The 21,671-nt window shown below is 64.7% G+C and carries 20 protein-coding genes and 3 pseudogenes; 16 read left to right on the top strand and 7 right to left on the bottom strand.

Annotation, left to right across the window (positions count from 1 at the left end; all coding sequences use genetic code 11):
• Window positions 1-199 precede the first annotated feature (199 nt).
• Window positions 200-502: a hypothetical protein gene (locus ACFV2X_RS25335; protein WP_385620286.1), complete on the top strand. Its 303-nt coding sequence runs from the start codon at window positions 200-202 to the stop codon at window positions 500-502.
• A gap of 236 nt (window positions 503-738) precedes the next feature.
• Here the strand turns inward: ACFV2X_RS25335 and nagA are convergent, their stop codons facing one another.
• From nagA to ACFV2X_RS25310, 5 genes are all read right to left on the bottom strand, one after another.
• Window positions 739-1,911 carry an N-acetylglucosamine-6-phosphate deacetylase gene (gene nagA / locus ACFV2X_RS25330; RefSeq protein WP_385620284.1) on the bottom strand — a complete coding sequence of 391 codons (1,173 nt, stop codon included), beginning with the start codon at window positions 1,909-1,911 and terminating at the stop codon, window positions 739-741.
• 29 nt (window positions 1,912-1,940) lie between these two features.
• On the bottom strand, window positions 1,941-2,834 hold the full coding sequence (locus ACFV2X_RS25325) for a carbohydrate ABC transporter permease (RefSeq protein WP_385620281.1): 894 nt from the start codon (window positions 2,832-2,834) through the stop codon (window positions 1,941-1,943).
• Window positions 2,831-3,649 (bottom strand): carbohydrate ABC transporter permease, encoded by an 819-nt coding sequence (locus ACFV2X_RS25320; protein WP_385620278.1) that lies wholly within the window; start codon window positions 3,647-3,649, stop codon window positions 2,831-2,833. The genes ACFV2X_RS25325 and ACFV2X_RS25320 overlap by 4 nt, the downstream gene beginning before the upstream one ends.
• A 157-nt stretch (window positions 3,650-3,806) precedes the next feature.
• On the bottom strand, window positions 3,807-5,066 hold the full coding sequence (locus ACFV2X_RS25315) for an extracellular solute-binding protein (protein WP_385620275.1): 1,260 nt from the start codon (window positions 5,064-5,066) through the stop codon (window positions 3,807-3,809).
• A 41-nt stretch (window positions 5,067-5,107) separates the two neighbouring features.
• Window positions 5,108-6,040 carry an ROK family protein gene (locus ACFV2X_RS25310; RefSeq protein ID WP_385620272.1) on the bottom strand — a complete coding sequence of 311 codons (933 nt, stop codon included), beginning with the start codon at window positions 6,038-6,040 and terminating at the stop codon, window positions 5,108-5,110.
• 219 nt (window positions 6,041-6,259) lie between these two features.
• Here ACFV2X_RS25310 and ACFV2X_RS25305 point away from each other — a divergent pair.
• The 10 genes and pseudogenes from ACFV2X_RS25305 to ACFV2X_RS25260 form a co-directional block, all read left to right on the top strand.
• A pseudogene (locus ACFV2X_RS25305) lies at window positions 6,260-6,358 on the top strand (hypothetical protein); the annotation flags it as partial.
• A gap of 35 nt (window positions 6,359-6,393) precedes the next feature.
• Complete coding sequence (locus ACFV2X_RS25300) at window positions 6,394-6,816, top strand: hypothetical protein (RefSeq protein ID WP_385620270.1); 423 nt, start codon at window positions 6,394-6,396, stop codon at window positions 6,814-6,816.
• 161 nt (window positions 6,817-6,977) lie between these two features.
• On the top strand, window positions 6,978-8,012 hold the full coding sequence (locus ACFV2X_RS25295; RefSeq protein ID WP_385620267.1) for a Gfo/Idh/MocA family protein: 1,035 nt from the start codon (window positions 6,978-6,980) through the stop codon (window positions 8,010-8,012).
• Window positions 8,009-8,884, top strand: a complete 876-nt coding sequence (locus tag ACFV2X_RS25290; RefSeq protein WP_385620264.1) for a sugar phosphate isomerase/epimerase family protein — start codon at window positions 8,009-8,011, stop codon at window positions 8,882-8,884. Before ACFV2X_RS25295 ends, ACFV2X_RS25290 begins: the two co-directional genes overlap by 4 nt.
• Window positions 8,881-9,729 carry an alpha/beta fold hydrolase gene (locus ACFV2X_RS25285; RefSeq protein ID WP_385620261.1) on the top strand — a complete coding sequence of 283 codons (849 nt, stop codon included), beginning with the start codon at window positions 8,881-8,883 and terminating at the stop codon, window positions 9,727-9,729. Before ACFV2X_RS25290 ends, ACFV2X_RS25285 begins: the two co-directional genes overlap by 4 nt.
• A gap of 28 nt (window positions 9,730-9,757) precedes the next feature.
• Window positions 9,758-10,561, top strand: a complete 804-nt coding sequence (locus ACFV2X_RS25280) for a BtpA/SgcQ family protein (protein WP_385620259.1) — start codon at window positions 9,758-9,760, stop codon at window positions 10,559-10,561.
• A 241-nt stretch (window positions 10,562-10,802) separates the two neighbouring features.
• Window positions 10,803-10,985, top strand: a complete 183-nt coding sequence (locus ACFV2X_RS25275) for a hypothetical protein (protein WP_385620257.1) — start codon at window positions 10,803-10,805, stop codon at window positions 10,983-10,985.
• Window positions 10,986-11,188: 203 nt separating this feature from the next.
• Window positions 11,189-13,369, top strand: coding sequence for a hypothetical protein (locus ACFV2X_RS25270; protein WP_385620254.1), 2,181 nt, complete (start codon window positions 11,189-11,191; stop codon window positions 13,367-13,369).
• 147 nt (window positions 13,370-13,516) lie between these two features.
• A complete protein-coding gene (locus ACFV2X_RS25265) occupies window positions 13,517-13,843 on the top strand; it encodes a transposase (protein WP_385620252.1) in 327 nt (108 codons plus the stop codon).
• 5 nt (window positions 13,844-13,848) lie between these two features.
• Window positions 13,849-14,577 (top strand): IS3 family transposase, encoded by a 729-nt coding sequence (locus tag ACFV2X_RS25260; protein WP_385620362.1) that lies wholly within the window; start codon window positions 13,849-13,851, stop codon window positions 14,575-14,577.
• Here the strand turns inward: ACFV2X_RS25260 and ACFV2X_RS25255 are convergent.
• Window positions 14,474-14,776, bottom strand: a pseudogene (locus ACFV2X_RS25255) (IS30 family transposase); the annotation flags it as partial. The gene ACFV2X_RS25260 and the pseudogene ACFV2X_RS25255 sit on opposite strands and share 104 nt — an antisense overlap.
• Here ACFV2X_RS25255 and ACFV2X_RS25250 point away from each other — a divergent pair.
• A pseudogene (locus ACFV2X_RS25250) lies at window positions 14,713-15,083 on the top strand (integrase core domain-containing protein); the annotation flags it as partial. The pseudogenes ACFV2X_RS25255 and ACFV2X_RS25250 sit on opposite strands and share 64 nt — an antisense overlap.
• Window positions 15,084-15,138: 55 nt before the next feature.
• On the opposite strand, the gene ACFV2X_RS25245 reads toward ACFV2X_RS25250, so the two are convergent.
• Window positions 15,139-16,296, bottom strand: coding sequence for a Gfo/Idh/MocA family protein (locus tag ACFV2X_RS25245; protein ID WP_385620250.1), 1,158 nt, complete (start codon window positions 16,294-16,296; stop codon window positions 15,139-15,141).
• 819 nt (window positions 16,297-17,115) lie between these two features.
• Between ACFV2X_RS25245 and ACFV2X_RS25240 the strand changes: the two genes are divergently transcribed.
• The 4 genes from ACFV2X_RS25240 (at window position 17,116) to ACFV2X_RS25225 (ending at window position 21,299) form a co-directional block, all read left to right on the top strand.
• On the top strand, window positions 17,116-18,120 hold the full coding sequence (locus tag ACFV2X_RS25240) for a BadF/BadG/BcrA/BcrD ATPase family protein (protein ID WP_385620248.1): 1,005 nt from the start codon (window positions 17,116-17,118) through the stop codon (window positions 18,118-18,120).
• Complete coding sequence (locus ACFV2X_RS25235; protein WP_385620245.1) at window positions 18,117-19,463, top strand: extracellular solute-binding protein; 1,347 nt, start codon at window positions 18,117-18,119, stop codon at window positions 19,461-19,463. The genes ACFV2X_RS25240 and ACFV2X_RS25235 overlap by 4 nt, the downstream gene beginning before the upstream one ends.
• 103 nt (window positions 19,464-19,566) lie before the next feature.
• Window positions 19,567-20,454, top strand: a complete 888-nt coding sequence (locus ACFV2X_RS25230; protein WP_385620242.1) for a carbohydrate ABC transporter permease — start codon at window positions 19,567-19,569, stop codon at window positions 20,452-20,454.
• Window positions 20,451-21,299 carry a carbohydrate ABC transporter permease gene (locus ACFV2X_RS25225; protein WP_385620239.1) on the top strand — a complete coding sequence of 283 codons (849 nt, stop codon included), beginning with the start codon at window positions 20,451-20,453 and terminating at the stop codon, window positions 21,297-21,299. Before ACFV2X_RS25230 ends, ACFV2X_RS25225 begins: the two co-directional genes overlap by 4 nt.
• The last annotated feature ends 372 nt before the right edge of the window (window positions 21,300-21,671 follow it).

Raw genomic sequence — 21,671 nt, 5'->3', positions numbered from 1 at the left:
GATCGAAATCGCGGAGGATGCAGCTCAGCTTGGAGGGGCGAAACTGTCCGTGCACGCCAGGCGTCGCATCGCCAACGCCAACTGCAGCCGCGGGGCGCGCGGACCGGCCGGCCGAGCGGCGTCTCCGCGTGTGCGAGCCGGTCCTGGAGAGTGGGGTGGTGGATGTTGATCTCGGTGGCGGCCGCGCAGGCTCGCCGTCGTGGCGACGGTGTACAGCGTGGTGAGGACCCACGGCGCGTCCGCCGGCCTCCTCCAGGGCGCGCACGTCGGGCGGTGGCTCGACGCCCGGCGCGACGAGGCCGGTGAGGAGGACGAGTTCTTCGGCGAAAGCGACGCGCTCACCCGGAGCCTGTGCCGTGCCCTCGGCCACGAGTCGCAGAATGCTGCGGGTGGCGTCCCAGGAGTCGGGCAGTTCCAGGACCGGGACGGCGGGATCGACACCGAGATCGCCTACGAGAACGCCCTCTTCGAACCCTCAACTACACTTCCCAAAGCCGCATAACCCCGTGTCCAACATCCGGGGTCAGGGCCCCATTACGCGGAAAGGAAGCTGGACGACCGCCCCGATGGCAGCAAGGTCGTGACCTCGACGACGATCACTCTCCTGCCGCCCCCATCGCCAGAGCCCGCACTGCCCACGACGACCATCCGGGAGAACACCGGCAAGGGCAAGACCGGCAGCCGCATGGCAAGAATCCCTTGCATGACCTGCGGAAACGCTAAATACCCGGCCTTGGGTCAAGGCCCGTCTTTCCGGATCAGGCTCTTGCTGAAGACCAGTTCGCCGCCGACCCATGTGGCATTGGTGGTGAGGTGTTGGTCAAGCCACACGAGGTCTGCTCGTGCGCCGACCTCGATGCGACCGAGGTCATGACGTGCGAGGAGTTCGGCTGGGCGTGTCGTCGCGGCGGCCACGGCCTCGGGCAGGGGCAGGCCCAGCCGGACGGCGTTGGCCAGGGCGTGGTCGAGCCGCAGCGTCGATCCGGCAAAGGCTCCATCGGCTGATGTCGGAGGACGATTCGGCGCAGTGTGGATGGTTCGGCCGCCGAGTTGGTACTGCCCCGGTGGCATGCCCGCCGCGGCTACTGCGTCGGTGACGAGGACCAGACGGTCGGCTGCCAGGCCGAAGGCCATAGCGGCGGCCTGGTGGCTCAGGTGATGGTCGTCGAGCACAAGGCTGAAGGAGATTCGAGGGTCGGTCAGGGATTGGCCGATGATCCCGGGGTCTCGGTGGTGGAATGGTCGCTGCGCGTTGTACAGATGTGTCACACACCTGGCGCCCGCGTCGATGGCAGCCATGGTCTGATCCGCCGTCGCGTCGGTGTGCCCGAGGCAGACGAGGGTTCCGGCGGAGACGAACTGTTTGATTGCTTCAAGCGCGAAAGTTCTCTCGGGGGCGAGGGTAATGATCGCGAGCGTCCCGGCCAGCGCGGCGTCGAGCAAAGGGCGGATTCGCGCGGGTTCGGGATCGCAAAAGAGAGTGACGTCGTGGGCGCCTGGGTGAGCCGGTGAGAGGAATGGTCCTTCGAGGTGCGCTCCCAGGAGACGGGCCTGTCCGCCACGGGGCGGCGTGTTCATGGCCGCGTTGCAGTGTCGGAGTGACTCGGCCAGATCCTGTATTGAGGCCGTTACGAATGCTGCGGCGAACGCCGTTACTCCTGTCTCGGGCAGGCAGTGTGCGGCGCGCCGCCATTCGTTCTCATCGGCATGGGAGAAATTGACACCTTGATAACCGTTGACCTGGAGGTCGATGAGGCCGGGGATTAGAATGCCGTCTTCCAGCACGACATCGGCGTCGCCAGGACGACTGGATTCGCTTATTCCAGTGATGAGCCCGCTCTCGACCGTCAGGGTGACCGAAGCCTGCTCCTGGCAGTCGATGATGGCACGCCCAGCGAAGATTTTCTGCATCCGGAACTCCTGCTTCCTTGGGTGCTGCATTACTTGACCGCACCTGAGGTCAGGCCGCCGACGAGATGTTTTTCGATCGCGGCGAAGAGAATTACCACAGGCACGATCGCGATGATGGAGGCAGCGAAAAGCTGATCCCAGTTCTGCTCGTATCCGGTCACGTACGAACTGATGCCAACGGTCAGCGGCTTCTTGGCGTCGTCCTGCATCAGCGTGAGAGCTACGACGTATTCGTTCCATGCCGAGATGAAAGTGAAGGTAACAGCGGTGACTGCGCCGGGAAGGGCCAGGGGAAGCATGATCTGGAGGAGAGTCCGGGAGCGGCCACAGCCGTCCAGTTCCGCGGCTTCTTCTATTTCTCGAGGTACCGAGGCAAAAAATCCGTGCAAAATCCAGATCGCAAATGCCAGATTGAATGCCGCGTTGGTCAGGATGATCGCGAGATAGGTGTTGACGAGGTTGACGTCAAAGAATTCCCGGTAGATCCCGACCACGAGGGACGTTGGCGAGAACATCTGCGTGGCCAACACCAGGAACAGGAATGCGGAGCGCCCTGGGAAACGGTTCCGAGCGGTGAAGTAGGCAGCCGGTACCGAAATCAGCAGCACGATGATGGTGGAGACGCCGGCGACAAGGACGGACGTCTTCAGCCAGTTGCGGAAGCGGGCGTCGGCGAAGACGTCACTGTAGGCGGCGAACGTCCAGTCCCTGGGCAGCAGCGTAGGCGGTGACTGCAACACTTCCGGGGCCGGACGCAGCGAGTCCAAGGCCATGACCGCATACGGACCGACGAATGCAACGACAACGGCGAGTCCGGCGATGGGCAGGACGTAGCGACGGGCTCGTCTCCAGCCTCCCGGAACACGCGTGGCCATACGGCGGGAAGGCCGGACCGTGAGGTGCTCTGTGATGAGCCGGATCATCGGGTATCACTCTCCTGCGGTTTGACGACGCGCAAGTAGGCCACGACCGCGACGAGGATCAGCAGCACGTTGAAAAGTCCGGCGGCGGCGGACTGTCCGATGTCCCGCTCGGCGCTTTTGAACGCCAGTTTGTACATGAAAGTGATGGTGGTGTCGTGGGCGAAACCGGGGTTGCGTTCGTTGAGCGTCCAGATGACCGGGAAGGAGTTGAAGACGTAGATCATGTTGAGGACGACGGCCACGGACAGGGCTGGTCGCAGCATGGGCAAAGTGATGCTGCGGTAGGTCTTCCAGTAGCCTGCCCCGTCGATCCGGGCGGCCTCGTAAACATCCTGAGGGATGCTGTTGAGTCCGGCGAGGATGACGTATGTGCTGAACGGGATGGAGGCGAAGACACCGACGGCGATCATCGACCACATGGTCCACCGGTCGTCACCCAGGAAGTCGATCGGGTGACTGGTGAGGTGCAGCCCGATCAGCAGCTTGTTGAGGACGCCGTGGTAGTAGTCGTAGATCAGTGTGAAGAGTCGGCTCGTGATCACCAGAGAGGCGGCCCAGGGCACAATAACGGCCCACCGTACGACGCGGCGGCCGAAGAACTCCTTGGTGAGGAACTGGGCGAGCGCCAGGCTCATGACCATGGTGATGATGACGACACCGAACACCCAGACCGCGGTGTTGGCCAAAACGGTCGGCAGGGCGGGCTGCTCAAGGACGTGGGTGAAGTTCGCCCTTCCGGCGCCGCCGAGTCGCAGCCCGGTGATGGAGTAGCGCGACAGCGCCGCTCGGACCAGTTCGTATGCGGGGTAGAGCACGACGCCGACGATGAGCAGCAGCGCCGGCCCCAGCCAAAGGACCGGGGCAAGCACCGATGTGTGGCCGCGAGGATGAAGCCGACGCTTGGCAAAGCGGTACCAAGCACGTTCGGCGTCTTCGTGTCTGGTGCGTTCGAGTCCTGTGGTGTGGCCGAGATCATCCACCGGACGTGGCCACCTTTTGGAGGTTGTCAAGCACCGCGGCGGGATTCCCGTTCGGTGCGACCGCATTTCCGATGTTCTGCTGCACGGCCAGCTTGACCTTGTCCCACGCCGGATCATCAGTGGGCGTCAGGTGAATATTGGGCAGTGTGTCGAGATACACTTTCAGGGCCGGATCGGACGAGAAAACCTTCAGTCCTGACTTGGTCACGGGAAGAAAGCCTTCGGCCTTGATCCAGGTGTTCACCTGGCCCGGTTGGTAGTACAGCTGATAGAACTTTCTGATCGCATCCCGGTTCCCCGGCTTCTTGAACGCCATGAGGTAATCGGTGACGCCGTAGGTCTGCGGTGCGCCGCCGTCACGTGTGGGCATAGGCGCCACGCCGTAGTGGATCTTCTTCTGCTCGTCCAGGCTCGTGGCCAACTGAGACAGTCCGACGACCATGCCGGCCTTGCCCGACGAGAAAAGAGAGAAAGCGCCGTCGGTACGGTTGGTCCGGCCCGGGTTGTTCTGAGTGACCTTGTATTTCGTTGCCAGATCCTTGAGGAAACTCAGCGTCTGGACGTTCTTGGCCGAATTTATCACCCATTTGCCTCCGGCCTTCCAGGCGCCACCGTTGTTGAACGCCCAGATGGAGAACTCCGCCTGCGCCTCCTCGGGGCCGAGCGGTTCAGCGTATCCTACTGTTCCATTCCCGAGAGAAGTGATCCTCTTCGCGTCGGACACGAATTGCGTCCAGGTCTTCGGTGGGGCAGCGATGCCGGCCTTCTTGAACAGGTCCTTGTTGTAGAACATCGCTCTTGACGAGGCGAGGTCGGGGAAGCCGTACATCTTGCCCTTGTAGGTACCGCTCTTGACGAAGGCATCGATGATGTCAGCCTTCGTTGCGCCGGGAAGCACCTCGTCGGAGCTGTAGAGCAACCCATCCTTTGCGTAGCTGGAGTAGGCGTTGAGGTTGAGGATGTCCGGCGGATTTCCGTTCTGGATCATGGTGCTGGCTTGCTGGTCTATGTCATTCCAGCTGATGATCTGCACGTTGAGCTTGATTCCGGTCTGCCTCTGGTATTTCTTGGCGAATCCGTCCCAGAACGCCTTGGTGTGGTCCTTGCTGTACTCAGCGATCACAACCTTGAGTTCCTTGACGTTGCCATCGCCACTGTGTGCGCCATCGGAACCAGTTCCTCCACCGCACGCCACGAGCAGCAGTGCGGCCATTCCTGCGCCGAGCAAGGGGATGACTCTCTTGTTTCTCATCTGTACTCCGTGTACATCGTGGTCCGATCGGACCACGGCGGTCATGGACGGGCATAGAGGGCATGGTGCGCAGTGAGTGCGGCTGCACCGATGACACCGGCGTCCTCGGTAAAGGCCGTGGGCGTGATGTCGACCGTCGCTGCGCCGGGCAGGGCATTCCCGTGGAAGGCATTGCGCAAGGGCGTCCAGTAATCCGCGCCGATTCGGGAGACGCCCCCGCCAACCACCACCCGCTGCGGATCGAGCACGGCGGCCATACCTGCCAGGGCTCTGCCAAGGGCTTCGGCGCCATCCCTCAGCGCGGTTATCGCGGCGGCGTCGCCATGGCGTGCTCGCTCGGCGACGTCGCGCAGGTCCGGAGGCTTATGTTGACGGGTTGCTCGCGCGTACGCGGCGGCTATGGCGGGCCCCGAAGCAACGGTTTCAAGATGTCCGATATTACCGCAACTGCATACATCGCACCCTTCGGATACCGGAAGATGGCCGATCTCACCGGCGCCGCAATGGGCTCCGGTCAACAATCGTCCTTGGCAGACGAGGGCGCCGCCCACGCTTGTACCGACACTTGCGTACAGGACGTCGGATGCACCGCGTCCCGCTCCGTAGAGCTGCTCACCCAGAGCAAGAGCTCTGGCGTCGTTGTCGACGACAACCCTGCTGCCGGTGGCCCTCCGCAGTTCGTCAGCGACGGCGGTTCCTTGCCAGCCAGGCATGGTGTTGGTTGCGGTGACCACGACACCACGCCGGGGATTGATGATGCCTGGAGTGCCGATCCCCACAGGAAGCGGCCTACGGGGCGAGTCGGAGGCGAGATCGCAGCACATGTCGGCGATCAGGCTGATGATTGCGGAGGCTCCCTGTCCATGGGGTGTGGGGAGAGAGAGTCGGCGGTGCACACGGCCCTGTCCTTGTACGAGGCCGGCGGCGACCTTCGTGCCGCCGAGGTCGACACCGATCGCGAAAGGTTCCTCCATGTGACGTCCGTTCCCACCTTCGGCTTGCGCGTTTACGTGCAATGGAGCATGTGACTGGGGGGTTATGTGCGTCAAGCCGTAGAGTGTGTGCAATTTTCTGTGCACGAAGCGGCAAAGAGCCATGGGGTCTTCAGAACGCCGCCGCGCACTGCTTGAAGAGGTGTCGACGCCTCGGCCATCTGCCGTGATCTCGCCATCGCCGAGGCAGCGGCGATCCTGGTGCAAAACGGCGAGTCTGTGATCTTGGACAGCGCGACCACCTACCAACTCGCCGCCGCACTGCACCAGCAAAGAAAGGAGGTTTTCGTCGTCACCAGCGAGCTGCTGATCGCCGTCTGCCTGGCCGGGGATCCGTGCGCACATCACCGGAGGGTCCCCGGTCGATACGGCATACACGCTCGTCGGTTCCTCCACCGCTTGCTGAGCTCGAGCCCCTGCACGCGGACTGGACATTCCTGGGCGCGGAGGCCATTCATCGCGAGGTCGGCGTCACCAACATCGACCTGGTGGAGCTCCCGGTCGAGCAGGCCATGCTCAAGTGCGGGCAGCCCGTCGCCGTCGTGACTGCGAGCAGCAGATTCGGCAAGCACGCTCTGGCACCGGTGTGCCCGCTCGACGCCATCTCGGTGTTCGTCACCGACGACGCAATCGCCGATGACGAACGGCGGCACACGGGACCCGGCTGCGCACGGTCCCGACCGCCACGTCGGCGCCCGAGAGTTCTCCTGCCGGACGCTGGCTCGCGAGGGCCTTTCCATCAAGGTTGCGTGCATTAAGAATTGCACGCAACTGCCCAATTGACGCACGATTACGTGCATGATGTTCTTTCTAGGCAGCACCGAGTTTCCACGGCCCCTGCTGCCGTCGGCGCCCGCCACCCCGCACTGTCTGGCCACACCACACCGGTAGGCCGGCCGAGAGGAGAACAGCCCACATCGTGTCCGAATACCTTCGTCTGGGAGTCATCGGCTGCGGGCGCATCTCGCAAGCCGCGCATCTGCCCGCCATCGCGAAAGCCGAAAACGTCAGGCTGGAGGCGGTGTGCGACGCGAGCACCGCTCTCGCCGACGCGATGGCGCAACGCCATGGCACACGCGCCTTGTACAGCATCACCGAGTTGCTCAACGCATCTGTCGATGCCGTGCTGATCGCGATCCCCGACCGGTTCCACGCCGAGGTGGCGCAGCAAGCGCTACGGGCCGGCAAGCATGTGATCATCGAGAAACCCATCGCCGGGACTATCGCCGAAGCCGAAGAGCTTCGAGACATGGCGGCATCGTCGAAGCTCGTTCTCCAGGTCGCCAGCATGAAGCGCTTCGATCCAGGCGTGCAGTACGCGGTCGAGTCGGTCGGCCGGATCGGCCCCTTGCGCAGCGTCGTGGGTTGGTACCGCGTGATGTCACAGTTGCGCGCACCGATCGAAGCCACCCATTTCCCGCCACTGGTCGTCGACCCGGCGGTCCAGTCACGAGAGCAGGAGTACAAAGCCGTCCACCGCGCAGAACATCTGCTGGCCACTCACGGCATCCACACGGTCGACCTGCTTCGAGCTCTCGCGGGTGACTACAGTATTCACAGTGCGGTGCTGTCCAACAACGACCGTGACTACAGCTGGCACGCCCTGGGCCTAGCCCACGGCGGAGCCGCGCTGAGCCTGGAAGTGACCGCCAGCGTCCACGCCGAATGGTCCGAGGGTTTCGATCTCCACGGCGAGCGTGGCCACATTCGGCTGCGCTGTCCCTTCCCTTTCACCAGGCAGCCCAGCTCTGTCGAAGTTTTCGATGAGAGCACGCGAGCTTACTCCAGGCCGGTGTTCGGTGACAGCGACCCCTATGAACGCCAGATAGAGGGCTTCGCGCGCACAGTGCTCCACGGCGCGGACGCCATATCCACCGCCGACGACGGCATAGAAGCGCTCAAGATCATCAATCGGATCCGTGTCGCCGTCGACCAGTCGGCAGCCGCACTATGACCCTGCATACGGCCCTTCCGGAAGTGGGTATCTTCGCCCGTACCTTTCCCCGCGCCACCGTCGACGAGGTCGCGACTGCGGTCGCGGAAGCCGAATTCCACCTCGCTCAGTTCAACTTCTCCGCCATCGGAATGCCCACCCTGGCTCCCGATGCGTCTGCCAAGCTCTTCGACATGGTAGGCCGGTCTTTCCAGAACTCCGGCGTGAGCATCTGGGGTCTGTCCGCCACCTACAACATCATCAACCCTGACCCTGTCTGCCGGGCAAGGCAGACCCGAGAGGCGACGCGGCTGATCGGCCTTTCGCCACGACTTGGCGTCAGTGCCGTGACTCTGTGCAGCGGAACCCGCAACCCGAAGAGCATGTGGGAAGGCCACCCGGACAATCGGTCACCCGCTGCATGGCGGGATATGCGGTCGACTCTGGATGTCCTCCTCGAAGCCGCCGCGAACGCAGGCGTCGTCCTCGGTATCGAACCGGAACCGACCAACATCATCAACTCCGCGAAAAGCGCCCGGCGGCTCATCAACGAGCTGGGAACCACCGCCCCTCGCCATCTGGGTATCGTCCTGGATCCGGGCAATCTTGTCACGGCCGAGAACCTAAGCCGCCAGCGTCACGTCTTCGATGAAGCCTTCGACCTGCTCGCCGACCACATCATCGGTCTTCAGGCCAAGGACCTGACCGCTGACGGCCCGGCCCCACTGGGCCGCGGAGAACTCGACTACACCCACATCTGCGACCACACCCTTCGGCTTGGCCGCCCCGTCCCCACCATCATCCAGGACGCCGATGCCCAGGATGCCGGGAGGTCCGGGCGATACCTCCGCACGAGACTCCGTACAGCGGCAGAGCACAGGAGAAATTCGTGAACGCGCTCTGGGCCTCGGCGGACCGTTACGTACGCGCGGCTCATGTGAGATGCAGACACACGGGCGCGCAGAACGCCGGCACCCTGCTCCTACTCCACGGGCTCGGGGGCGATACGACACAGTTCGATCCCTTTCAACCCCACCTGGAGCAACTCCCCTACGATCTGATAGTGCCGGACATGCGGGCTCACGGCCGGACATTGGAAACCGGCGGACCCCACGAATTCACCTTCCGGCAGTTCAGCGCCGACGTCATGGCACTGCTCCGCATTCATTCCGTCCGAAGGCCACTCATAGGAGTGGGCATCTCGATGGGTGCCGGAGTCCTCGCTGCCGTGTCCCTCCAGGAGCCAGGCCTCTTCGCCGGACACGTCTTCATCCGGCCCGCCTGGGAAGACCGCGCCTCACCGGCCAACCTGCAGGCGTTCGAGACCATCGCGAGCCTCCTTGCCGCCCACGACATCGCCACCGCCGCAGCCGAATTCGAGAAGTCGCCCATTTTCCAGGCGATTAGAGATGAGTCAGAAGACGCTGCCGCCAGCCTGATGGGCCAGTTCACCGCCCCGCACGCCACTCACAGGCGTCTTCGTCTGGCTCGCATGCCGAAGTCCACGCCCGTGACCGATATGACCGACCTCCGGCGGCTCCAGCGGCCCGTCGCCGTCATTGGAACCCCACAGGACCCCATACACCCGCTCTCCATCGCCGAAAGCTGGGCCAGCTCCTGCGGCATCGCCCCCCATGTCGTACCCCCGAAATCAGCCGGCGACGACCGCTACATCACCCAGTCCGCAGCGATCATCTCTTCCCTGGCCGACTGGGCCCGCGCCACCACCGCTCCATGATCCATCATGCTTCTCGGAAAGGCATTTCATGACATCCAGATTCCACTCGATTTTCGGAACGAACACCAAACCCCTCATCGCCATGGCCCACGTACCGGCTCTCCCCGGAACCCCTCTCTATGACGAACAAGAGGGCATCGCCGGCATGATCCGCCATGTCCGCGAAGATGTCTCAATACTCGTCGACGCAGGATTCGACGCGATCCTCTTCTGCAACGAGAACGACCGTCCCTACGAGCTGAACGCAGGGCCGGAGTCCGCAGCGGTCATGACCCGTATCGTTGCCGAATGCCGACCCGCGAACATCCCCTTTGGGGTGGACTTCCTCTGGGACCCGCGCATCGCGCTTGCGGCGGCGGTGGCGAGTGAAGCCGCCTTCATGCGCGAGGTGACCACCGGGGTCTGGGAATCCGACATGGGGCTGTGGAACACCGACTGCGCTCACACACTTCGTGAACGCCGCCGACTCGGAGCCGATCTCGCAGTTTTCATGAACATCACTCCCGAGTTCGCTTCCCCCATCGGCTCTCGCACCGCTCCGGACATCGCCAGATCCACAGTTGTCTCCAGTCTCGCCGACGCCATCCTCGTGTCCGGCCCCATGGCCGGTGCGGGCCCCGACCTGGCCACCGTGCAGGACGTTCGCGAGGCCACTCCCCCGGACGTACCGGTCTTGCTCAACACAGGTGCCAAGAGAGAGACCATCAGCCAGTTCCTCACCATCGCCGACGGCTGCATCGTCGGTAGCGACCTCAAGATCGACGGTCATACATGGAACTCCGTGGACCCCATCAGGGCGTCCGACTTCGTCAAAACGGCCCGCTCTGGCTGAAGCCTGCAGGGCCGATGATCGGCCCTGCCCCACCAGCGTTCCCCGGTGACATCCGCCGACAGCAGATCGGTCGTGTTTTAGAGGCTGTTTTCGAACCCAGTACCGGAGGGTGCTCTCCGCGAGTGATCCGTTGTGACGCGCTGTTGTCGGCGAGGCTCTGCTCTGGGAGCTGGGTCGGTGCCGTGTCTGCGCCAAGGTCTCGCTGTGGCGGGGCTCGGCTCCCGGCAAGCCCGGCCCCGGATTGCATATATCCGGGGCCGCGCGGCTGCTCCAGGTCGCCGCCTCGGCGGCGGCCGACGCCGAGGCGCTGAAACGCGCCGCGCTGGAGGATCTGCGAGTCGACACCGACGGGCACACCGCCCGGGAGGTCGCCGAGCCGGTCGCCGCTGCCGCTGTCCGCCTCAGATCGTCCTCAAGCTTCTGACCTTTGAAACCAGGGGTGTACGCGGCGCTGCCAGCTTCATCGGGCGCAATCGCCGAATGTGGCACTCCACTTGTTAACTGGCCACGGGGGAATCATGCAGTTCGTCCCGCTCGATCCGTATTCGCAAGACAGGCCGTCCCCGTTCCCGTCTCGCGCCTCGAAGAACCGCTGAAAGGGAACTCGTGCTCACGTACTACCAGGTCATGACCATCGACCTGTCTCTCCTTGAGACGGCCGCCACCAAGTGGGACGAGGCCGCCAAGAAGTTCGAAGCGGTCCAGAAGATCTATGACAGCAAGGTCAAGTCAGTCGGGCTCGACGGAAGCTGGAGCGGCCAGGCGCAGCTGGTCGCGCGGCCCAACATGCAGGTGACCGACCAGCAGTTCGCCGCGGCCCCGAAGGAAGCCCGTGCCATCGCCTCGATCCTGCGGGACGCGCACAGCCAGTTCGTGGAGCTGCGCGGGAAGGTGAAGTCGGCGGTTGCGGACGCGGTGAAGGCCGGAATGAAGGTCTCGGAAACCGGGACCGCGAGTTATGACTTCTCGAAGGTCAGTGCTTCCGAGGCGAATGACGCGCGCTACCAGGCGAAGGTGCAGGAAGCCGAGGTGTCGTGGACCCGGCTCATCCAAGCGGCGGTCAAGGCGGTCGACGACGCCGACCAGGGCGTGAAGCTCGCGCTCAAGGCGGCCGTGGCGGACCCCAATCCCGTCGACGCCGCGGTCAACGGGTTCAACGGCAAGGCGGAAGGCGACATCGAGAAAGTCGAGGCCAAGGAAGCCAAAGAGCTCGCGACCAAGCTCAACTCCGGCGACAAGCTCAGCGACAAGGAGATGGCCGAGTTCCAGCGGCTGTTCCGGGACAACGAGCACAACAAGGCGTTCAGCCAGACGTTCCTGGCCGGCATCGGCGCCAAGGGCACCATCGAGCTGACCAACAAGTTCTTCGACCTCGCCAAGGGTGACAACAAGAAGAGCTTCCATGCCCTGGAGAAAGGCTTGGCCACCACCCTCGCCAGCGCCACCAAGTCTCCCTCCGATCCCTTTTACAAGAAGTGGCGGGAGGACCTCAAAAAGGCGGGCGTCGAGAAGTACGACCTCGACGTTGTGCACGACAAGATTGGTTTGAGCAAAGGGCACGGTCAGGGGGCCCGTGGCTACCAGAGCCTGGTCACCCTCATGAAGCAGGGGAAGGGGTACTCTTCCCGGTTCCTCTCCGACCTCACCGACGACATGATCGCGGCGGAGCGGAAGGACAAGAACATCTGGGACCTCTACGGCGATTTCAGCGGCAAGGACGACGGCTGGTTCGCCAACGATCCCGTCGATGGCGCCCTCGACATCATGAGCCGTGACCCCAAGACGGCCACCCAGTATCTCGACCCGGCGGCGGACGGCGGAAACGACCGGCTGAAATACCTGCTGCGGGACCGCGACTGGGACCTGAAGAACACCACAAACTGGCGTGGCAACATCGAGATTGTGGGCGCCGACGCCTCCGAGGCGGATGTTCGCAGCGGGTTCGGCCGGGCGCTGGAGGCGGCCGCCACCGGGGATGTCCCGGGCACTGACCACACTCTCGGCTATCACACCGAGGCCGAGTCCCGGGTGATGCACGACACCATCAAGATCCTCGACGACGGCCGTAATGGCACCGATATACCCGACAATCTGCGGTCGAACTTGGGTCGCATGCTCGTCGACTACACGCCCGAAACCCACGAGATCCTGAGCGGTACGGGTCCGTACATGGACAAGGACGGCGTGTGGCACGACGGCTCGGGCGGCAAGGATGCTCACATGTCCGTTCCCAAGGAGAGCCTCACCCGCATCATGCGTGGTGTGGCGGAGGACGGTAAGGCATTCGGCGAGATGTACGACGCCGAGCGGTACTACTCCGCGGGAACACTGTCCAAGACGGACTTCAGCGACCCCAACAACCGCGCGGCGGCCATCGAAGGGGCCTCGCACGTTTTCGGTTTCTACGACGGCATCAGCTCCGACATCGCCCGCGACAAGAAGAACGATGCCATCTCGTGGGCCAATCACTTCCAGACGGCCGAATTCGTCATCACTGGAGGCATGCAGGCCGGCGCCAGCGCGCTCAAAGGTCAGCCGACCGGGTTCATCGCGGATGCCGCCTACCGCATTCTTTACGCGGGCTTCTACGACTGGAAAGAGGACCAGATCGCCCAGGCGAATGCCGCGGCGGCCCAGGAGACCGAGTATCACTTCACCACTGGCCAGAAGCAGGTGGACCATATGGTCGCGGGGTGGGCCCAGCAGAACGGCTACGGCCAGGAAAGCGGGCTGTCGCGACACCTCGTCGGTTCCGGGCAGGAGCGTTACGACAGCGCGCGGACGGAAGCCCTCATTTATCTGGACTGATGTGCCGATGGTCTGGGTTTCCGCTTGGCTCGGGGGCTGAGCTGCCTTATGTCTGTTTGCCGGCCGCCCGTGGGGCTTCTGCCTCACCGGCGGCTTGTGAACCGCCCCGGATCGAATGGAGACTCGATTTCATGAAAGGATCGAGTCATGACACGACCTTCCCGTTACCCGCTTGAGCTCCGTCGCCGTGCGGTGCGCATGGTCGCCGAGGTGAGCGACGACTACCCGAACGAGACGGCCGCCTTGCAGGCGGTGGCAGAGAAGCTCGGCATCGGCTCCCGCGAAACGCTGCGGAACTGGGTGAAGCAGCACGAGACCGACGCGGGGATGCGACCAGGGACGACGACGGAGGAGTCCGCCCAGCTCAAGGCGTTGAAGAAGGAGAACGCCGAACTCAAGCGGGCCAACGAGATCCTCAAGGCCGCGGCAAGTTTCTTCGCGGCCGAGCTCGACCGGCCACACACACGCTCGTAGCGTTCATCGACGAGCACCGGGACCGCTTCGGCGGCGTCGAGCCGATCTGCAGAATCCTCACCCAGCACGGCTGCAAGATCGCCCCTTCCACGTACTACGCCCACAAGAAACGCCTTGAAACTCCGTCCGCCCGTTCCGCGCGCGATGAGGAACTCAAAGAGCGGATCCAGGAGGTCTACACGTCCAACTACCGCGTCTACGGGGCCCGGAAGATCTGGCGCGAGCTGAACCGGCAGGGGCATGCCGTGGCCCGCTGCACCGTCGAGCGCCTCATGCGCGAACTCGGCATCACCGGCGCCGTCCGAGGCAGGAAGGTGATCACGACGATCACCGATCCGGCCGCCGAGCGGGCCCCGGACCTCCTGGACCGCGACTTCGTCGCCAATGCCCCCAACCGCTGCTGGGCCGCCAACTTCACGCACGTCGCCACCTGGAACGGGGTCGTCTACATCGCCTTCGTCGTGGACACCTTCTCCCGGCGCATCGTCGGCTGGTCCGCCGCTACCACCAAGGAGACCAGGCTCGTCCTGGACGCCCTGGAGATGGCACTGTGGCAGCGCGACCGGGATGGATTCCCGCACACACAAGGCGAGTTGATACATCACTCGGACGCGGGGTCGCAGCCCGGATTCAACCGGTCGTCGCAACACCGGCTTCCTGGACCGATAGTAGGTGCTCATTCAGGGCTTCAGCGGGTGTCTTCCAACCGAGCGTTTTCCGGGGCCTGCTGTTGAGAGCGTGAGCAACGGCCTCGAGCTCATCGGCCTTCCATCGCGACAGGTCTGTTCCCTTTGGAAAGTACTGACGCAAGAGTCCGTTCGTGTTCTCGTTTGTGCCCCGTTGCCAGGGGCTGTGCGGGTCGGCGAAGTAGACCGGCAGCCCGGTGTCGATCCTCAGCCGGGCGTGCTGGGCGAGCTCCTTGCCGCGATCCCAGTCGGCCGCTGACTGCGGCAGCAGGGGCTCGAGCAGGGCCCATTCGGCTCTGCGCGGGTCTCGGTGTGATCAGGTCGCGTGGCACGGTGGGTACGAGCGCAGACAACGCCGCCGCCGAATCGTTCAACGCGACCATGAAACGCGAGACACTCCAGGGCAAGAGACGCTGGTCAGGAGCCTGTGAGGCCCGTCTCGCGGTCTTCCGATGGGCCACCCGATACAACACCAGGAGAAGACACTCCGGCATCGGCAGACCAGGCCGATCGACTACGAACAACGACCAGTTACCCTGACCACCGCCGCATGACGACCGCTGTCCACAATCCAAGGTCAAGCCCCGACCTCGGGCAGCGGCAGTCGGCTCATCCGTGGGCAGCCTGTCGAGAGGCGGCGTCTCGGATGGCGTCGATGACTTTGAGAGCCTCAATGCCGTCGTCGGCCGTGGGCACGGTGGTCTTGCCGAGGAGCACGCCCCGGGCGAAGGCTTCGATCTGGCGTTCGTACGGATCGCTGTCGCCGAAGACCGGCTCCGCATAGGCCTGGTTGGCCTCGGTGAATACTCTCACCGAGCTGGGCTGCCTCGTGAATGGGAAGGGGCAGCGAAGCCGGATGTGCCCGGCGTCTCCGTAGAGGTCGAAGCCTTCGGACCACTCGGCGTGGACACTGGCCGTCACCTCCAGGCTCAGCGCGGCTCCGTCAGGGAATCGGCCCAGGGCGTGCCAGCTGTAGTCGCGTTCGTTGTGGGACAGCACCGCACCGTGGATGGCGTAGTCGCCTGCCAGATAGCGCAGCAGGTCGACGGTATGGATGCCATGGGTTGCCAGCAGATGCTCCGCTCGGTGGGCTGCCTTGTACTCCAGTTCCTGTGCTTGCGCGGTGGCATCGACGACCAGCGGGGGGAAGAAGGTCGCCTCGATCGGCGCGCGCAGCTGCGACATCACACGACACCAGCCGACGACGCTACGCAGGGGGCCGATCTTGGCAACCGCTTCGGCGGCGTACTGCACCCCGGGGTCAAACCGTTTCATGTTTGCCACCTGCAGTTCCAGGCCCGCCGATCGGGCAAGATCACGCAGTTCCTGGGACTCGGTGACGGTTGTGGCGATGGGCTTCTCGACGATGACGTGCTTGCCAGCCTGCAGAGCCTGCCGGGCGACCGCAGCATGGAACCGGTCGGGGACCGCGATCAGCACAGCGTCAACAGGCGCGCCGAGCAGATCGTTGGCTGTGTAAAAGGCGCTGGCGCCGTAGCGCAGGGCCATAGTGTTGGCCAGAGTGGTGCTCGCGTCGCATACTGCCTTGAGTTCTACGTTCTCGGCCTTGGCGATGGCTGGCAAGTGTGCGGCCTGCGAGATGCGCCCGCAGCCGATGACACCAAGACGAATGTGTTCGGACACGATGTGTGCTGGTCTCCCTCGAGGTTTCGACTCCACGGCGGGCTGGGCCACGGGAACTGCGGCAGGGACGCCATCGGTGACGGCGCCACTGACCAGTTCCGGTGAGCCCTTGTACCACATCATGCACGAAAGCGTGCGTCAATGAGCCGGTCGCATGCTTTCCGAGCCGCACGCGTAGCGTGTCGTTGGGGAGTTACAGAAGGTGCGCACTCAGGATCCGCGCGTGCTCCTTCGGTGTGGGCGGTCACAATCCTCGCCGCCAGGTGCGCGGTCCGCGGCGCGGCACAGAGCACGTAGTCAGCGGCGTCGGGCTCGGCTGGGAGCAGTCCGCCAGGTGCGGTCTCGATCAGTCTGGCGGCTCCAGTGCGCGAGGTCCCGTCGGCTGACCGAGCCGTCGGCCGCCAACCGGCGGGCCGGCCTGGGCGTTCCCGGGCAGCTGCTGCCCCGACCTTGTCCAAGCACTGCACGACGAAGCGCTGGGTGACTGAATGAGTCCTTCGTAGCGTGCCTCCAAAGCTGCACGCACGCGGTGGTTGACGCGAGTTGACGGGCTATCCCATGCTCCGTTGCACGGAATCGTGCGTCACGATCGCGCTGCACAGTAAACGTCTGGCATCGGTCGTGGACCGGCGGAACGGAGGTTCCACGCCTCATCAACTTGATCGCCACCGTGCGCCGCACCCTCGGCGCCGACGCGGCTGAGGATGCCCGGCTCGCGTCTGCCGGGCTCTCCATGCTGGACTCGCCACGCCCGAGCGCAGACGCCACCGACCTTCCTGCTGTGGCACTGGAGGCTCGGTGCCCACGGTGAGGTCCTCGGTGACGTCTTTTTCTCGCGTTGGCTCAAGAATCCGTCGTTGCTGTCGTCGCGTCGTCTGCGATGGTGCGCCCTCCTCGGCCCAGCGGTCCCCACTGCCCCTGAAAGTTCGGTGACCTTGACTTATGAGGGATTGGCCATCTCACCCATCTCACCCGCCGGTCCTGGGAATCGACATCGGCGGCACCAAGACGCATCTCGCGGTGGGCGCCGACGGCTCGGGGACCACGGCGGAGCACATCGTGCGCACTGCCTCCTGGCGAAGCGGCTCCGCCGAGCGCGACGCGGTGGGACTGCGAGAGCTCACCCGGAAGTGGCTGGGGAATGGCGCGCTGTCCTGGCCGACCGTCGTTGGAGCCAACGGATGCGACACCACCGAGCAGTGCGACGCCTTCGCCGCCGCCCTCGGTGACCACTTCACCGGCCCACTCCAGGTGGTCAACGACGCTGAACTCATGCCTCCTGCAATGGGCGTCGCCAACAGCATCGGGGTGGTATGCGGCACCGGATCCATCGCGACCGCGAGGGACGCGGAACACCGCCTCGTCACCGCGGGCGGCTGGGGATGGTTGCTCGGTGACGAGGGAAGTGCCGCCGGCCTGGTTCGGGAGGCGGCACGCGCAGTGCTCGGAGCTGTGGACTGCGGCGCACCGCTCGACGAACTGAGCGAGCACCTGCTGCGTGCCTTCGGTGCTGCGACGCCAGCGGATCTCAGTCCCCTCATGTCGGCGGACAACTCCGCCGAGTCATGGGGATCCCGGGCCCCCGCCGTCTTCGCTGCCGCAGAGGAGGGCTCCGCAATGGCTGCCGCAGTCATCGAGGAAGGCGCCGAGCAACTCGCCTCTCTCGTGGACCAGCTTGCGGCTCGGGGCATCGTGCGCGCCCACCTGGTCGCCGGAGGCACCGTGATCCGCGCACAGCACCGACTGCGCGAGGCGTTCGTCAACGCAGTACGCCGCAACCACCCGCATCTCGACATCCGCATCCTCGACCGGCCCCCCGTGCTGGGCGCTCTTGCACTCGCCGCCGGTCCGGCCCCTGCCGCCCGGCCCACGCTCCCAACGGCTCTCACGCTTTCCCCATCCGTCCCGTCCTCTCGCAACTGCGCGGATCAGGAGGTCAACCCATGATCAGGCCACCCCGGTGCTTCGTCACCGACAGCCCCGGCGCCCGGGCCACCGCAGCCGCGGTGTCCCGCCGTGGGCTGCTCGCCTCAGGTCTCGCCGCAGGCGCCGCGCTCGCGCTTCCCGGCTGTAGCGTCACCGGAAACACGCACGCTGGCGGCAAGGGCAGCGGCAGTGGAACCCTGCACCCGCTGTTCATACAGCAGGCCGGCTACAGCGCGGACAACGTCCGCGCAATGACCGCCGCCTTCGAGAAGGCACACCCCGACATCAACGTCGTACCGACCTTTGTGACCTACGAAGCCCTGCATGACAAGATCGTCACAGCGGCGGCGGCCGGAACGTACGACGTCGTGGTCATTGACTGCATTTGGCCATCGGAGTTTGCCACCAAGCAGATCGCCACCGACCTCACCAGCCGCTTTCCGGGGAGCTGGCGGAAGGAAACCCTCGGCGGCGCCCTGGGCACCGCCGAGTATCGCGGAAAGTACTACGGCGTTCCGTGGGGCATGGACACCAAGTTCTTCTACGCCAACAAGGCCATGCTGGCCAAGGCGGGAGTCGACACCAAGTCGCTGGACGCCTGGGACGGCGTGCTGGAGGCCGCCCGGAAGGTTAAGGCCAAGGGGGTCGTGAAGTACCCGCTGGCCTGGAGCTGGACTCAGGCCGAGGCGCTCATGTGCGACTATGCCCAGCTCGTAGGGGCCTTCGGCGGCAACTTCACGGACTCCTCCGGCAATCTCATCCTGAACAAGGGTGGTGCGGTGACCGCTTTGGAGTGGATGCGGAAGACCGTCAGCGACGGCCTGACCAACCCGGCCTCCACCACGTTCCTGGAGGGCGACGTGGAGAGGACCATGAACAACGGGCAGGCGGCCATGTGCCTGAACTGGACCTACTATCTCGCCTCGTCGAACGACGCGAAGAACTCTGTCGTCGTCGGCGACATCGCGATCCAGCGTACCCCCGCCGGGCCCGGCGGGAAGCGGCCGGGCGTCAACGGCTCGATGGCGCTGTCCATATCGTCCGGGAGCAAGAACCAGGACGCCGCCTGGACCTATGTGAAATGGATGGCCGGTGAGGACCAGGTGGATCCGTATGCCGCCGGTGCCCTGCCGATCTGGGCGCAGTCCTATCACAAGCCGTCGGTCACCAGGGGTGCACCCGAGACCTTCGCCGTCGCGGCCGAGCAGCTCGACGACCTCATCGCACGTCCGCAGGTCGCCAATTACAACGGGGTGTCGAAGGCCATCCAGGCGGAGCTGCAGAAAGCCCTGCTCGGCATGAAGTCTCCGCAGGCCGCTCTCGATGATGCGGTCAAGACGGCGACCCCCCTGCTGACGAGCTGAGCTGGAGCCTTCGATGACCAGTGTTCGACCTCCATCCGCCAGGGCAGCGCGGAAACGACCACGACGCGTTCTCCGACGGCGGTCCGTCCTCCCTGCCGCCGCCGTGCTCGACCGCGGACAAGGGCGGCTGGCCGCAGTGCTGTTGCTGCCGGCCGCTCTGGTCGTCTTCGGCGTGGTGATCTACCCGGTCTTGCGCACCATCCTCATTTCCTTCTTCGAGGTCAACAGCACGGTTGCGACATCCACGCCGTTCGTCGGGCTGCGCAACTATCTCGACATCGCGGGCGACGCCCAGTTCTGGTCCACGATCTGGCGCACCCTGTACTTCACGGTCGTCTCCACCGGCCTGGAACTGACCTTCGGCCTGGGGCTGGCCCTGCTGCTCAACGCACGGCTGCGGATGCGGTGGCTCTTCCGCGCCGTGGTCGTCCTGCCCTGGGCGCTGCCCACCGTCGTCAACGGCGCGATGTGGCGCGGAGTGCTGAACGCCCAGTACGGGTCGCTCAACGCGCTGCTGACCCAGTTGGGTCTGCTCCACGAATACAAGTCCTGGCTCGGCACTCCTTTCGCCGCCCTCAACATGCTTGTCGTCGCCGACGTCTGGAAGAACACCTCCCTGGTGGCGTTCTTCCTCCTCGCCGGCCTGCAGACCATCCCAGCCGAGCTCTACGAGAGCGCCCGCGTGGACGGAGCCGGGTGGCTGCGCAGCTTCCGCTCGATCACCCTGCCGCTGCTCCTTCCGAGCGTGTCGATCGTGCTCATCCTGCGCACCATCGAGGCATTCAAGGTCTTCGACCTGGTGTATGTCCTCACCGGCGGAGGACCCGCCAACGGCACCCAGACCATCGCCTTCTTCGCCTATGCCCAGGCGTTTTCCGACCAGCGACTCGGCTACGGATCGGCGCTGGCCGACGTCATCGTCGTCTGCATTCTGGCGCTGACGGCGATCTATCTGCGGATGCTCCGCCGAACAGAGATGAGCCTGCTGTGAACCCGAGCCGAACCCACCGGATCCTCATCCATCTCGCGGCGCTCGCTGTCGCCATCGTCATCCTCGCCCCCTTCGCCTGGATGGCCGTCGCCAGCATCTCCCAGCCCGCCGACCTCATCGCCCGCCCGTACGGCTGGTGGCCGGAACACCCCAGCTTCTCCCGGTACAGCGAGATCTTCCAGGGCAGGGGCGACGACGTCGCGGGTGCCTTCCGCCAGTCGATCCTCAACTCGGTGATCGTCGCGGGCGGTACGGTCGCCATCTCGATGACAGTCGGCGTCTTCGGCGCGTACGCCTTCGCAAGGCTGCGCTTCCGGCTGCGCCGACTGGTACTGATGGTGTTCCTGGGCACGTACATGCTGCCGCCGATCGCACTACTCATCACCCTGTATCTGCTGATGAGTTCACTCGGACTCCTCGACACCAGGCTCGGCTTGATCATCATCTACTGCTCGTACGTCACACCCTTCGTGTTGTGGATCATGAGCAACTTTTTCCTCTCCGTGCCGCCGGAGCTGGAAGAAGCGGCCCGGATCGACGGATGCTCGCGTATGGGCGCCCTGCTGCGCGTCATGCTTCCCATCGCCCGCCCCGGGCTCTTCGCCACCCTGATGTTCGCCTTCCTGCTGGCCTGGGACGAGTTCCTCTACGCCCTGGTCTTCACCTCCAGCTCGGCAGCGAAGACCATCCCCGTCGCGATCGCCGACTTCGCTGGCCGGTACAGCACGGACTTCGGCCTAGTCGCGGCGGGTGGTCTGATCGCTTCTATACCCCCGGTCCTGCTCGCCATCACGTTCCAACGATGGGTCGTCGGCGGCCTCGCCGCTGGCGCAGTGAAAGGTTGATGTCACAATCGGCTCCTCCATGACGGCTACCAAGCAGTCGCCACGCAGTCGACGAGACCGCGCGCCTCGGCCGCCGCTGTACGGCCCTGTCTGGAGGCGGTCAACCCGGCCCCGCGTCGACGCCGTACGCCGGCCGTGGCAGGAGTGGGAGCCGCCTCGCACGCTGGCCGCACTCTGGTTCACCGGCCCGGCCAGTACAGCCGCCGGGCGATGCATATCGAAGCTCCCGCCCGCGCCGTGGTGGAGTCCACGCTGACCAGAGACATGTCGATCTCGTCTCTGCGGGCGGCCTCGGCGATTCGCCTTCTTCCATCAGCGCTTCGAAGATGCCCGCGTCCCGCCATCGCATGAAGCGGTTGTAGACCGTCTGCC

The organism is Streptomyces sp. NPDC059679, from assembly GCF_042734105.1.
Lineage (GTDB): Bacteria > Actinomycetota > Actinomycetes > Streptomycetales > Streptomycetaceae > Streptomyces.
Note: the sequence above shows the minus strand (reverse complement) of the source record. Positions and strands in the feature narration are given on the sequence as shown.